A 12,782-nucleotide genomic window follows, 5' to 3' on the forward strand; every position below is an offset into this window, starting at 1 on the left:
GCGTCCTTTGCGCGTCGGAAAGACGCGCGGCGCTGTAGTCAAACGATCGTGTCGAAGAGCCGCAGGATGAACGATATCTGATAGACGAGCGCGGCCGCGACAAAGGCGATGTGGAAGCGGCGGTCTTGCACCAGGATCGCGGCGATGCACAGCGCGACAAAGACCGGCGTGCGGAACAGATATTCGTTGCCGAAGCGGGCAAAATGTTCCGGTCCCTTCAGCAGCGTGTCGATCACGTCGAGCAGATAGGTCGCCGCCAGCAGGCCGAAGAACCACGCCCGGCGCGAATAGAAGAAATCCTCGTAGCTGGTGTAGTCCAGCATCGAATCCGGAAACAGAAGCGCGCAGAGCAGGAACAGCGTGATCGCATAGAAGATGATGAACAGGTACTTGCCGAAGGTCCACGTCTCGATGGTGTAGAGGCCGAACTCCCACCACCAGAAATGCACCAGCATCAGAAGCACCGAAGCGACCCAGGCCAGGTGCACGGGATAGAGCCGGTACTGGCCGGGATGCTGGACGATGCGCGCCACCCCCGACAGCAGGCGGGCGACGCCAAGCCCGATCACCATGCCCATGACGATGCGAATATGCGGAAAGATGTCGTGGGCGGAAGTGATTTCGGTGGCCATAGGTCGACTCTGTGCACTCCAGCAGTTGCGGCCTCAATCGTACCAGAGCCACAGCTTCCTGTAGTCGGACGGAACCTCGATCTTCTCCGCAGGCAGATGGTCGACATCTCCCTCCCAGGTCTCGTCCGGCTCAAAGCCAGACGGCAGCCAGCCAAGCACTTCGTCTTCGCTGGCGCGAGTTACTACGACGACCTTGTCCGAGAACGGCCATTCCCCGTTATCGCATTGGGTAATCGCTATCCTGATGTCGTGAACCTCGGGTCGGTCGCGTATCGACTTGAACGTCGCCAGGACCGTGTCGTTGTCGGGAGCAGCGTGGCTATTGCACAGTAGACCCGCTTCGCCTTCGGCTCCGTCAAAATACTGCTCCAGCGTAATCATCGGCATGACGCGTGGAGCAGCGCCACCGTTGTAGGCTTCCAACGGACCCATCCTTGAAATCAGGGCTGCCTTCTTTTGCTCGTCCATGGCGGGTCCAGATTCGTTGCAGACCATGACCCTAAAACAGAAAATACCGCTGCGCCATCGGCAGCACCGTCGCGGGCTCGCAGGTCAGCAGCTCGCCGTCGGCGCGGACCTCATAGGTTTCGGGATCGACCTCGATACGCGGCATGGCGTCGTTGAGCACCATCGAATGCTTGCCGATGCCGCCCCGGGTGTTCTCGACGGCGACGAACTGCTTGTCGACGCCGAGCCTGCCATGCAGCCCCGACTCGAGCGCCGCCTTGGAGACGAAGGTCACCGACGAGTTGGTCCTGGCCTTGCCATAGGCGCCGAACATCGGCCGGTAGTGCATCGGCTGCGGTGTCGGGATCGAGGCGTTGGGATCGCCCATTGGGGCAGCGGCGATCATGCCGCCGATCAGCACCATATCCGGCTTGACGCCGAAGAAGGCCGGGTTCCACAGCACCAGGTCGGCGCGCTTGCCGACAGCGATCGAGCCGATATCCCTGGACAGCCCATGCGCGATGGCCGGGTTGATGGTGTATTTGGCGATGTAGCGGCGAACGCGGAAATTGTCGTTGTTGCCGGTCTCCTGCGGCAGGGCGCCGCGCTGGCGCTTCATCTTGTCGGCGGTCTGCCAGGTGCGGATCGCCACCTCGCCGACGCGCCCCATGGCCTGGCTGTCCGACGAGATGATCGAGAACGCGCCGATGTCGTGCAGAATGTCTTCCGCCGCGATGGTCTCCTTGCGGATGCGGCTTTCGGCGAAGGCGATGTCCTCGGGGATCGATGGCGACAGATGATGGCAGACCATCAGCATGTCGAGATGCTCGGAGAGCGTATTGACCGTGTAGGGCCGGGTCGGATTGGTCGAGGACGGAATGACGTTGGGCAGCCCGCAGACCTTGATGATGTCAGGCGCATGGCCGCCGCCGGCGCCTTCGGTGTGGAAAGCATGGATGGTCCGGCCCTTGATCGCCGCCACCGTGTTCTCGACGAAGCCGGACTCGTTCAGCGTGTCGGTATGGATCATCACCTGCACGTCGTAATCGTCGGCAACCGACAGGCAGCAGTCGATGGCCGCCGGCGTCGTGCCCCAGTCCTCGTGCAGCTTCAGCGAACAGGCGCCGCCGAGCACCATTTCCTCGAGTGCCGCAGGCAGCGAAGCGTTGCCCTTGCCCGACAGGCCGATGTTCATCGGGAAGGCGTCGAAGGACTGGATCATACGGGCCATGTGCCATGGCCCCGGCGTGCAGGTGGTGGCCAGTGTGCCGTGGGCCGGGCCGGTGCCGCCGCCGAGCATGGTGGTGATGCCGCTCATCAGCGCTTCCTCGATCTGCTGCGGGCAGATGAAATGGATATGCGCGTCGAAGCCGCCGGCGGTCAGGATCTTGCCCTCGCCGGCAATGATCTCGGTGCCGGGACCGATGATGATGGTGACGCCTTCCTGCATGTCCGGATTGCCCGCCTTGCCGATTGCCGCGATGCGGCCGTCGCGCAGACCGATATCGGCCTTGAAGATGCCGGCGCTGGCATCGACCACCAGCGCATTGGTGATGACGGTGTCGACCGCGCCTTGCGCGCGTGAAACCTGGCTCTGGCCCATGCCGTCGCGGATCACCTTGCCGCCGCCGAATTTTACTTCCTCGCCATGGGTGGTGAGATCTTTCTCGACCTCGATGAACAGCTCGGTGTCGGCAAGCCGCACGCGGTCGCCGACGGTCGGGCCATACATCTGCGCATAGGCGGCGCGGGTAACTCTGGCCATCAGCGATTGCTCCCGAAATGTGGTTTGCCGAAATGCGATTTGATTGAAGCCTGGCTGCACATTGTCGCCATCCAATGGTCACGCAATGACCCGCTGGCCGACACCTTCTCATCCGATTTGACGGTTGAGGTTAGGGCGTCACCCCAAACCGACCGTTTGCCAAATCGATGGAAGGAAAATCCATGCGCAAGACGATATTGATTGCAGCCGCCGCCACGCTGATGCTGGCGGGCGCCGCCAATGCCCAGCAGCAACCCGCTCCGGCGCCGACCACGCCTGCCCCGGCCGCGCCCAAGGCTCAGCCTGCCGTTCCGACGATCCAGAGCGTCAACATCGTCGACATCACGGAGCTGCCAAAGGACACCCAGACGCAGGTCAACCAGGTGATCGCCCAGCGTGGCGACGCCGGCCTCCAGAAATTGCGCAGTTCGATCGACGCCACGCCCAAGGTGAAGTCCGCGCTGGTAGCCAAGGGGCTTAGCTCGGCGCAGGTCGTCGCCGCCAGCATGCAGCCCAATGGCGCGCTGACCCTGATCACCAAGAAGGCGAGCTGACAACGCGGCACGGCGGGCCGACGTCCGGCCCGCCGGCTGCAGAGGGAAAGGAACCTTGGCAGGGCTGGATTCGTTTCGCCTTTTGAGTGTCGAAACAAATCTCGAAAGCGAGCGATGACCATCACCACCTTGCCCGACCCCCGATGGCTGCATGCCATTGCAGCGGCTGCGTTTCTGTCGGCGAGCCTGCCCAACGCCACGTTGAAAGCGCAGGGCCTTGAAAGCCCCGATACCGTCAACCGCATCGTCGGCTCGGAGGTCAAGAAGGAAGAGGCCAACGCCACCGCCGAAGCCCGCAACGTCAACACGGCGATCGACCGGACGCGTGAAAACATCGGCATGGTGCGCAAGACGTCCAAGCTCGACAAGGTCGAGATTGTGCGCCTCACCGATGCGGCGCGCAGCGAAGGCGGCCCGCCGCCGGTGATCGAGAGCAAGGTCAAACAGCATCAGGACGACATTGCTGAGCTGCGCAAGGAGATCGAGGCCAACGCGCTGCTGTTCAACGCCATCGAGTCGCGGCGCGTGCTGGCACAGGACGTCCTCGCCGTCGACTTCGATGACCCTGGAAAGATCGTCATCTACGCTGCGGCCAAGCCGTCGGACTGAGTCGAAAGCGCCAATTATTCTTGGGCGACATGCATGAGACGCCATCGATCTCACAGCCTGCCCATCACCTTCTGCTGAAATCCGTAGACCTCGCGCTTGCCGCCGAGCGGCACCAGCGTCACGTCGCGCTCCTGGCCAGGCTCGAAACGCATGGCCGTGCCGGCGGCGATGTCGAGGCGCATGCCGCGCGCCCGCTCGCGGTCGAATCTCAGTCCCTCGTTGGTCTCGAAGAAATGATAGTGGCTGCCGACCTGGATCGGCCGGTCGCCGCTGTTGGCCACTTTCAGGGTGACGGTCGGCAGCCCCTTGTTCAGTTCGATGTCGCCGTCTTTGGGGATGATTTCGCCGGGGATCATCGTGCCTCACATCACGCCGAAGACGAGGCCGACACCGACCGCCGCGCAGCCCGCACCGGCGGCGCGGGCCAGGCCACGGAACCTGATGCCAAGCCCGAGCCCGGCAGCGATGCCGGTGGCATGCAGCAGCACTGTCGCGATGGCAAAGCCGGCTATATATTCCAGCCCGCCGGCATTTTCCGGCACCTCGGTGCCATGCGCGTGGCCGTGGAACAGCGCGAACAGGCCAATGATGGCGACGCCGGCCGAGACCGGTAGATCGACTGCCAGCGCCACCAGCAGCCCGAGCGCCACGACGGACGCCAATATGCCGGGTTCGACGAACGGCAGCGGCATATGCAGCATGCCGAGCCCGCCGCCGACCAGCATCACGCCGACAAAGGCCGCCGGCCAGGCCCAGATTGCCTTGCCGCCCTTGAGCGCCGCCCACAGGCCGACCGCGATCATCACCGTCATGTGATCGAGGCCGGAGAGCGGGTGCATGAAGCCGACCGTGAAGGAGGAGGTCGTGCCGATGCCGACATGGGCATAGGCCGGCATGACTGCTGCCAGCAGTAGGATCGCCGACAGGCACAGGCGTTTGGCGGACATCATTCTATTTGCCTTTCGTTTGCGGGTGGTGGTGTCACGCCGCCTTGCGGGGCCCGCACCCTTCAGCTTTGAGAACGCGCCTGGTCGAAGCGGGATATTTCTTCAGCATCGCCGGCGGGCGGATCGGCCGCGCCGAAAAATTGCCGCCGCAATTGGGGCAGGTGCCGCCCAAGATGTGTTCCACGCAGTCGGCGCAAAAGGTGCACTCGAAGGTGCAGATCAGCGCGTCCGTCGCCTGCGGCGGCAGGTCCTTGTCACAGCATTCGCAATTGGGACGCAGCTCAAGCATTTTTTCTCTCCTCACCTGATGGGTTCGTGCACGGTCACCAGCTTGGTGCCGTCGGGGAATGTCGCCTCGACCTGCACGTCAGGGATCATCTCGGCGATGCCTTGCATCACCTGCGCGCGCGTGACGACGTAGGCGCCGGCCTCCATCAACTCGGCGACCGGGCGGCCGTCACGGGCGCCTTCGACGACGAAATCGGTGATCAGCGCGATCGCTTCCGGATGATTGAGCTTGACGCCGCGTTCGAGCCGCTTGCGCGCCACGATCGCCGCCATGGCGATCAGCAGCTTGTCCTTTTCCCTCGGTGTCAGGTTCATGCGCTTCCCTGGACTGGCATAGACGGACTTACAATGACCATAATTTGGGCAACCCCGCCTTTCCGTTGAGCAATTGGACCAGCGGAACCAGCCGCTGGCGGAGCCGATAGCCGTCCCCGGCGTAGAGCCTCGCAAGAAGCTTGCCAGATTTCCTCACGCTCCAGGCGCTGGCGCTGCCCTGGTCGCCGACGATCTCCAGAACCGGATCGAGCAGGGCCTCGGCCCGCGGCGACACCAGCAGCAGCGTCGCCATCGCGACCGCGCCACCGGCAATCGCCGGGCGGTCGAGCGTGGCCGCGATATCGGGTCCGATGCGGAAATCCTCGGCATGAATGAGCTCGCCGTCCTGGCGGACACGCCAGCGGTCATGGAAATTGCCTTTCGTGACGTGTTCGCCCATGGCCAGGCGGCCGAAGACGGCGGCCTCCAGCACCAGCGCCTCGGCGCCGACGGCAAGCTCGACGTCCAGCGTGCGGGCAAACGCCGTCTGGTCGAAGACGATGGTTTCCTGCGGCAGCCAGGCGATGCGGCCGTTTTCACCGACCGATAGTTTCACCCGCACCTCGGCATGGTCGGATGCCGCCCGATAGATTTTCTCGCAGGCCTGGGTCGTGATCGATGCCGAGGCCGCCGCGCCGACATCCACGTCCCAGGCGATACGGTCGCCGCCGGTCATCCCGCCAGCGGTGTTGATCAGCACCGCTTCGAGCGGATCGGTCGAGACCGCCGGCATCCTTATCTTGGCGGCACCGTCCTGATAGAGGCGCCGCAGCCGCGTGCGACCGTCGACGACGGCGCAGGAAAGCCGAGCCGCGCCCGCGGCGCGCTGCGTCGAAATCCTGCCATGTTCGGTCTTATCCATGCCAGCACGTTAAGCACTCCGGCGCCTTTGTCGATGCATGGCTTGATATAGCTTGTTGCTTGACAACGTTTCGGTTTCTATAGAGGGAACCACCTTGGTACGGTCATGCAGCGCTTGGCGGGGGTATAGAGCGAAGACGGCGGCTTGATACCGGGAGAAAAAGGGGCGCTGCTCAATTGGCGTCGGGAAACGCGACATAGTGGGGAAGAAACCGAATGGCCGACCAGCTGGCAACGGATATCATCGCGAAGATCAAGGCTCATGCCGAGCCCGGCGGCGAAGAAATCACGACCAACACTGAATTGACCTCGCTTGGTATCCATTCGCTCGAGCTGACGGAGATCATCTTCGATCTCGAGGAAGATTATGGCATCGAGATCGAGATGAACACGGTCGATGCCTGGAGCAATCTGAAGAATGTCGGCGACATGGTGGAAGCTGTTCGCGCGCTGATCGCGAAAAAAGCCTGACCTGAATGCGGCAGCGCGTTGTCATCACCGGCATGGGCGGTATTTGCGGGCTTGGCACCAACGCGCCCGCGATCTGGAATGAAATGCGCGCCGGCCGCTCGGCCATCGGCCAGATCAGCAGTCCGCAACTGCATGATCTGAAGGTCAAGGTCGGTTGCGAAATCAAGACGCTTCCCGATCACGGCATTGACCGCAAGCAATTGGTGTCGATGGACCGTTTCAGCCTGCTGGCGGTGATCGCGGCCAGGGAGGCTATGCAGCAGGCCGGTCTGGCCTCGGACGAAGCCACTACCTACCGGATGGGCACCGTCGTCGGCGTCGGTGTTTGCGGCTGGGAAGCGATCGAGGAAAACTACCGCGCCATCCTGATCGAGGGCAAGAACCGCGCCGGCATCTTCACCGTGCCGAAAGTGATGCCCAGTGCGGCCTCCGGCCAGGTCAGCATGAGTCTCGGCCTGCGCGGTCCGGTTTTCGGCGTCACCTCCGCTTGCTCGTCGTCCAACCATGCCATCGCCTCGGCCGTCGACCAGATCAGGCTCGGCCGCGCCGACGTGATGGTCGCGGGCGGCACCGATGCGCCGCTGGTCTGGGGTATCCTGAAGGGCTGGGAGGCATTGCGGGTGCTGGCGCCCGACACCTGCCGGCCATTCTCGGCTGATCGCCAGGGCCTGTCGCTCGGCGAGGGCGCCGGCATGGCGGTGCTGGAGAGCTACGAACATGCCATGGCGCGCGGCGCCACCATCCTTGCCGAAATTGCCGGCGCCGGCCTTTCCGCCGACGCGTCCGACATCGTCGCGCCAACCATCGAAGGACCGACGGCCGCCATGCGCGCCTGCCTGGCCGACGCCGGGTTCAATCCCGAGGATGTCGACTATCTCAATGCCCATGGCACCGGCACCAAGGCCAACGACCAGATCGAGACGGCGGCGATCAAGCGCGTCTTCGGCGACCATGCCTACAAACTGTCGGTGTCGTCGACCAAATCCATGCATGCCCATTGCCTTGGCGCATCGGGCGCGCTGGAGATGATCGCCTGCGTGATGGCGATCCGTGAAGGCATGGTGCCGCCGACGGCCAATTTTCGCGAAGCTGATCCCGATTGCGACCTCGACATCACGCCGAACGTGGCGCGTGAACGCAAGGTGCGCACGGCGATCAGCAATGGCTTCGCGTTCGGCGGCACCAATGCGGTGCTGGCCTTCAAGGCGGTTTGATCCCACCCGATCTCGACCGGCCGCAGGCGATCCCGGCCTGTCCGGGCGGTTGCGTCTGCCCGATGCTGTGCTGCTGGAAGACCGTCTGGAGGAGGTTGGAGAGCGGTCATCGCACGACGACGCGTGCGTTCACTCCGGCCTCGTGGTCCAGGCACCTATCTCCGATCGCCCCATCAACGTGCCGTCGGCACCGACCTCCGACAGGATGCGGTCAGCGAGTGTAAGGGGCTCGACCTGCGAAGCTGCTGCGATCCCTAGCCGCTCCATGGTCGGCAATTGTGTTTCCACGAGATCGGTCACAAGGTGTACAACGTCAACTGCCCGTGGCCCTGACGAGATGACCGCCTCCAGCCTCAGGACAGGCGAGGGTAGACCAGCCTCTTCAAACAGAGAGGCAAGTCGGGCACCAAGGCGCACCTGCGCTCCCGCCCCCTCGATTGTACGGCTGAGCCACCCGCATACCTTATCGTATGTCGGCGACGGGGGCGACGAACGAGCGCCATCCCAGTCAAGTTCGTGGAATACGACGACCCCACCAGGCCGCAAATGACGGGCGATCCGTCGGAGCGACTGTGCTGGATCGGGCATGAATTGGAGAACGTAGCGACCAACGATCGCATCGAAGGGTTCGTCAAAATTCAGTTCAGCCGGATCGCCGTGTCTGAAGGAGATTGTGCCTGACCCGGCATTCCTGGCGCGCAGCTCCGCCCTTTCGACGGCTGCAAGGGCAAGGTCGGTACCCACAACTTCTCCAGTCGGCCCAACCAGTTCGCCACAGAGAAACGCGACATCGCCGGCGCCGCTGCCAATATCGAGGATGCGCATACCTTTGGTGATTCCGGCAGCTTCCAGAAAGCGACGCGTGATCGGATCGATCAACCGTGCCTGGGTGCTGAGGCGGCGCAACTCCGCCTCTGCATGTCCCAGCGCGTAGTCGGTGTCGTTCATCGAGCCCCCCAACTGCCCAGATATAGCACGGATCGCGACGTTCGCTATGTCGTGCACCTGTTGCCGACATCCTGATGACGGACGTGCTTCGGATACCGCAGGCAATTGCTGCCGGTGGTCTTTCCGGCAATATGCTCCCACGTCGATCGAGCCTGCGCGCGCCCTGCTTTCAAAAGTGCTATGACGGTCAGGTGGCGCATCGCGCCAGGCGTGGCAATAAGGCGGCTACCACCCGCCCAGGCGATCCCTACCGTCCCCGAACCGTCCGGTTCATGGACTGTCCGTGCGCAGTGAAACAGTCGCCGCCATATTGATCAGAATCGGCCGTCCGCCTAAATCCTTGGCTGAACCCGCCAAAACCAGTGCCGCCCCGGCGCCAATCCCCGTTCAGGAGTTTTCCATGGCCGACCTGTCCGCCTTTCCGATCGCAACGCGCTGGCCAGCCAGGCATCCGGACCAGATCCAGCTCTATTCGGCCACGACGCCCAACGGGGTGAAGATATCGATCGCCCTGGAAGAGCTCGGCCTGCCCTACGAGCCGCATCTGGTCAACATCGGCAAGAACGAGAGCTGGACACCGGAATTCCTGTCGCTCAACCCCAACGGCAAGATACCGGCGATCATCGATCCGAACGGTCCGGACGGGAAGCCGATCGGCCTGTTTGAATCCGGCGCCATCCTGCTCTACCTCGCCGAAAAGACCGGCCTGCTCATGCCGGTGGACGCGGCGCGGCGCTACGAGACGATCCAATGGGTGTTCTTCCAGATGGCCTCGGTCGGGCCGATGTTCGGCCAGGTAGGCTTCTTCCACAAATTCGCCGGCCGTGAAATTGCCGACAAGCGCCCGCTGGAGCGCTATCGCGATGAATCGCGGCGGCTGATCGGTGTGCTCGACGGCAGGCTGAAGGGCCGCAAGTGGATCATGGACAATGACTTCACCATCGCCGACATCTCGCTGCTCGGCTGGGTGCGCAACCTGATCGGCTTCTACGAAGCGCGCGAACTCGTCGGCTTCGATGATTTCGGCAATGTCGGGACATGGCTGGAACGCGGCCTTGCCAGGCCAGCCGTACAAAAGGGCCTGACCATCCCGGCGAAGGGCTGAATCAAAGCCGGCCAGGCCCTCGACAGAACGCTGCTATTTTGCCTTCGCCTTGGCTTTCGAGCCGCCCCTGCCCACGACGGAAGCGGCAAACGATGCCGCACCCCTTGCCGCGACGACGACGGCGCCGGCTGCCACATTGGCCGTGGCCTTGACCGTGCGCATGGCGCTGCCCGACAGCGAATCGCCAGTGTTTGCCGGCTTTTTGGGCTTTGCCACCTTGGGCGCGGTCTTCGCCGCGGCAGGCACCACTTTCTTCGGCGCCGCCTTGCCGAAAGACGGCTTGGCGTCCTTGGAACGCTCGGCGATCGCCGGACCGGCGCCTGCCTTCGATTGGGTTGCCTTGCCCTTGGCGGGCGCGGGTCTTCTTGCCTTTTGTGCCATCGGATGGAATCCCTCTTCTGGCCGAATTGCCTGGGGAGATAACGGCCTGAAAGTCTTAAGGTTCCCCTTGAAGAATCCTTACAATCACGCCGAAACGCCGATCACCAGGTCAGCGGTCCGGCGGCGGGCAAGCACCCGGTCGATGTTGGGCATGTCGTTGGAGGCGATCCAGGCGCGGGCATCCGCGTCGGAGCGGCCATGACCGTGCCAGCGCTCGAGCAGGCGGCGCTCGAGCTCGTCGCGCGGCACGTCGACGAAGATCGAGAAATCGAACAGCGGCGCCAGCCGCGACCACGGCTCCTCGTCGAGCAGCAGGTAATTGCCCTCGACCAGGATGAACTTGGTCTCGGTGGCGACGATCGAGGCGGCGGCGCGCGACAGTTCCATGGTGCGGTCGAAAACCGGGATGGCGATATCGGGTTCACCGGCGCGGATCCGTTTCAGCAAGGTTTCGAAGCCGGCAAAGTCGAAGGTTTCCGGTGCCCCTTTGCGCGCGCGCAAGCCGCGCCGCTCGAGCACGATGTCGTCATAGTGGAAGCCATCCATAGGCACGACTTCCACGGCGCCTTCCGGCAGCAGGTCATGCAGGCTTGCCGACAATGTCGACTTGCCGGCACCCGGCGGACCGGCAATGGCGACGACGAAGCGTCGCACCTTGCCGGCGCGCTTGAAGATGGTGGCGGCGAGATGGGCGATTTCGGACATGAGAGCCTCTCTCTGGCAGGAGCTTCAAATCCACCATGTTCCGCATGATGATTTCGGCCACATCTTGGCGGCAGTCGGCGGAAATTTCAAATCCGCATTGATGCCGCGCACTCAGGCAGCCACAGGCTGGCCGATGCGCAGGAAATCGCTGTCGAAGGGAACCTCCCAGGTCGAGCTACCGGCCGCCAGCCGCATGCGGCCGTTCGCCGTGGTGACCGCCTGTGGTGGCTCGCCGCCGGAGAGCGGCATGGCGCCGATGACATGGCGAAAGGAAACGCTGTGGCCTTCGCGGAGCGCAAAGGCGGTCGCCACCCCTTCGCGCTTCAGCCAGTTGTCGCCGATCGACGCGGCATGGCCGACGGACGCGCGGCCATCCTCGATGCCGAGCACGCCGCGATGGCGACCGCTCCACGGCGCGTAGTCGCGCCCGGCATTGCTGAGCCACAGCATGGTGATCGGCAGCTCGGCCGGGTTCTTCAGCACCAGCACCAGATCGCCTTCGGCCTGGCGCGCCAGTGCCGTCCAACCCGGCCCGCCATGATCGGCCTCGACCAAAGTGACGAAATCCTCGCGACGGTCGTCCATGCAGTACTGCGTCAGGTCGAGCGTGCCACCGCCGGCGGCGGGGAAATGGCTGAGATCGGTGGACCGCGCCGGATAGGCCAGCATGAAGCGGCCGCGTGCGGGATCCGGCTCCAGTGGATCGTCGAGCGTCGCGGCGAACCGCTTTGGCGAAAAGGCCAGCTTGCCGCCGCCGGTCATCGCCGTCATCGGGTGATGGGCGACCGAGATCGCGCCATGGCCGCCGGAAAACACATGCTCCTGGTAGAGGAAGGGATGGTCGTCGCGCAGCGTCAGGATCTTGTCGACCGTCGCGCCCATCACCTTGTGCCGCAAGCGGAAGCTGGCCCGCCAGCCATCGTTGGTCGCGGCGCTGTCGGTGACATCCCAGGCGCTGTTGGCCGGCCAGCCATGCAGCGGCGCCTCCTCGACATCGCTGCGCGAAAACGGCGCGCAGAGAAAGTCGCCGGACAGGCGGACGGTGCCCTCGGGCAGGTCTTTCGGCAGCGTCTCGCGCGGCTCATCGATCCACGGCGCGCGATGCAGCGGCTTGAGCTTCCGCCCGCCGCCGTCGACGACCATGTCGGCGATGTGGCCGACCGTGAGGTCGAGCGAGACCGAAATGCCTTTTGCCTTGATCGTGCTGATAGTCATAGCGCTCTCACCGATTCTGATGGGCGGAACAAGAACCCGTTCGGCGCGGCTTGCGCAAGCACCGCGTAAGGCATTTTGCATCAGGCACAATGGAAACCGTCGGGTCGGCGCTGCCCCTCATCCGCCTGCCGGCACCTTCTCCCCTTATAGTGACGGGGAGAAGGGAACTGACCGCAACGCCCGCGCTTTCTCTGCAACGCTGGTGATCGGCGAAACCGTTGACGACAGCGCCCCTCTCCCCGTTCCTATACGGGGAGAGGATGCCGGCAGGCAGGTGAGGGGCGGCGCAAACGCCGGGCAAGGCAAATCTCGACCCGAAGCCATC

General features: G+C 63.9%; 17 protein-coding genes. 5 read left to right on the plus strand and 12 right to left on the minus strand.

The window, feature by feature from the left end; all coding sequences use genetic code 11:
• Positions 1-38: 38 nt before the first annotated feature.
• Genes AC1D08_RS01570 through ureC form a run of 3 tightly spaced genes read right to left on the minus strand, consistent with a single transcriptional unit; the run spans position 39 to position 2,847 of the window.
• Positions 39-632, minus strand: coding sequence for a hypothetical protein (locus AC1D08_RS01570; protein ID WP_477422445.1), 594 nt, complete (start codon positions 630-632; stop codon positions 39-41).
• A gap of 33 nt (positions 633-665) precedes the next feature.
• Positions 666-1,100 (minus strand): hypothetical protein, encoded by a 435-nt coding sequence (locus AC1D08_RS01575; protein WP_457150170.1) that lies wholly within the window; start codon positions 1,098-1,100, stop codon positions 666-668.
• 31 nt (positions 1,101-1,131) lie between these two features.
• Positions 1,132-2,847, minus strand: a complete 1,716-nt coding sequence (gene ureC / locus AC1D08_RS01580; protein WP_457150180.1) for an urease subunit alpha — start codon at positions 2,845-2,847, stop codon at positions 1,132-1,134.
• Between the two features lie 179 nt (positions 2,848-3,026).
• On the opposite strand from ureC, the gene AC1D08_RS01585 reads away from it, so the two are divergent.
• Together AC1D08_RS01585 and AC1D08_RS01590 are read left to right on the plus strand one after the other, a co-directional pair.
• Positions 3,027-3,398: a hypothetical protein gene (locus AC1D08_RS01585; protein ID WP_457150169.1), complete on the plus strand. Its 372-nt coding sequence runs from the start codon at positions 3,027-3,029 to the stop codon at positions 3,396-3,398.
• Positions 3,399-3,512: 114 nt separating this feature from the next.
• Positions 3,513-4,007, plus strand: a complete 495-nt coding sequence (locus AC1D08_RS01590) for a basic helix-loop-helix domain-containing protein (RefSeq protein WP_477422447.1) — start codon at positions 3,513-3,515, stop codon at positions 4,005-4,007.
• A 50-nt stretch (positions 4,008-4,057) separates the two neighbouring features.
• Here AC1D08_RS01590 and AC1D08_RS01595 read toward each other — a convergent pair whose 3' ends face one another.
• Genes AC1D08_RS01595 through AC1D08_RS01615 form a run of 5 tightly spaced genes read right to left on the minus strand, consistent with a single transcriptional unit; the run spans position 4,058 to position 6,419 of the window.
• Positions 4,058-4,363 carry an urease subunit beta gene (locus tag AC1D08_RS01595; RefSeq protein WP_457150167.1) on the minus strand — a complete coding sequence of 102 codons (306 nt, stop codon included), beginning with the start codon at positions 4,361-4,363 and terminating at the stop codon, positions 4,058-4,060.
• A gap of 6 nt (positions 4,364-4,369) precedes the next feature.
• Entirely contained in the window at positions 4,370-4,957 is a 588-nt protein-coding gene (locus AC1D08_RS01600; protein ID WP_457150166.1) for a HupE/UreJ family protein, read from the minus strand.
• Between the two features lie 31 nt (positions 4,958-4,988).
• Positions 4,989-5,243: a DUF1272 domain-containing protein gene (locus tag AC1D08_RS01605; RefSeq protein WP_457150165.1), complete on the minus strand. Its 255-nt coding sequence runs from the start codon at positions 5,241-5,243 to the stop codon at positions 4,989-4,991.
• 11 nt (positions 5,244-5,254) lie between these two features.
• Entirely contained in the window at positions 5,255-5,557 is a 303-nt protein-coding gene (locus AC1D08_RS01610) for an urease subunit gamma (RefSeq protein ID WP_095083338.1), read from the minus strand.
• Between the two features lie 28 nt (positions 5,558-5,585).
• Positions 5,586-6,419 carry an urease accessory protein UreD gene (locus AC1D08_RS01615; protein WP_457150164.1) on the minus strand — a complete coding sequence of 278 codons (834 nt, stop codon included), beginning with the start codon at positions 6,417-6,419 and terminating at the stop codon, positions 5,586-5,588.
• 215 nt (positions 6,420-6,634) lie between these two features.
• Between AC1D08_RS01615 and AC1D08_RS01620 the strand changes: the two genes are divergently transcribed.
• On the plus strand, positions 6,635-6,889 hold the full coding sequence (locus AC1D08_RS01620) for an acyl carrier protein (protein WP_184873030.1): 255 nt from the start codon (positions 6,635-6,637) through the stop codon (positions 6,887-6,889).
• Between the two features lie 5 nt (positions 6,890-6,894).
• Positions 6,895-8,103 (plus strand): beta-ketoacyl-[acyl-carrier-protein] synthase family protein, encoded by a 1,209-nt coding sequence (locus AC1D08_RS01625; protein ID WP_457150163.1) that lies wholly within the window; start codon positions 6,895-6,897, stop codon positions 8,101-8,103.
• 129 nt (positions 8,104-8,232) lie between these two features.
• Here AC1D08_RS01625 and AC1D08_RS01630 read toward each other — a convergent pair whose 3' ends face one another.
• Entirely contained in the window at positions 8,233-9,051 is an 819-nt protein-coding gene (locus AC1D08_RS01630; RefSeq protein WP_095083329.1) for a class I SAM-dependent methyltransferase, read from the minus strand.
• 400 nt (positions 9,052-9,451) lie between these two features.
• Here AC1D08_RS01630 and AC1D08_RS01635 point away from each other — a divergent pair, with 400 nt between their 5' ends.
• On the plus strand, positions 9,452-10,156 hold the full coding sequence (locus AC1D08_RS01635; protein WP_457150162.1) for a glutathione S-transferase family protein: 705 nt from the start codon (positions 9,452-9,454) through the stop codon (positions 10,154-10,156).
• 33 nt (positions 10,157-10,189) lie between these two features.
• Here AC1D08_RS01635 and AC1D08_RS01640 read toward each other — a convergent pair whose 3' ends face one another.
• The 3 genes from AC1D08_RS01640 to AC1D08_RS01650 all read right to left on the minus strand — a co-directional run bounded on the left by AC1D08_RS01640 (position 10,190) and on the right by AC1D08_RS01650 (position 12,457).
• Positions 10,190-10,537 (minus strand): hypothetical protein, encoded by a 348-nt coding sequence (locus tag AC1D08_RS01640; RefSeq protein ID WP_457150161.1) that lies wholly within the window; start codon positions 10,535-10,537, stop codon positions 10,190-10,192.
• Positions 10,538-10,621: 84 nt separating this feature from the next.
• A complete protein-coding gene (locus AC1D08_RS01645) occupies positions 10,622-11,242 on the minus strand; it encodes a nucleoside triphosphate hydrolase (RefSeq protein ID WP_457150160.1) in 621 nt (206 codons plus the stop codon).
• Between the two features lie 111 nt (positions 11,243-11,353).
• Entirely contained in the window at positions 11,354-12,457 is a 1,104-nt protein-coding gene (locus tag AC1D08_RS01650; protein WP_457150159.1) for a hypothetical protein, read from the minus strand.
• Between the last annotated feature and the right edge of the window lie 325 nt (positions 12,458-12,782).

It is taken from the genome of Mesorhizobium sp. P2_E6, assembly GCF_056403835.1.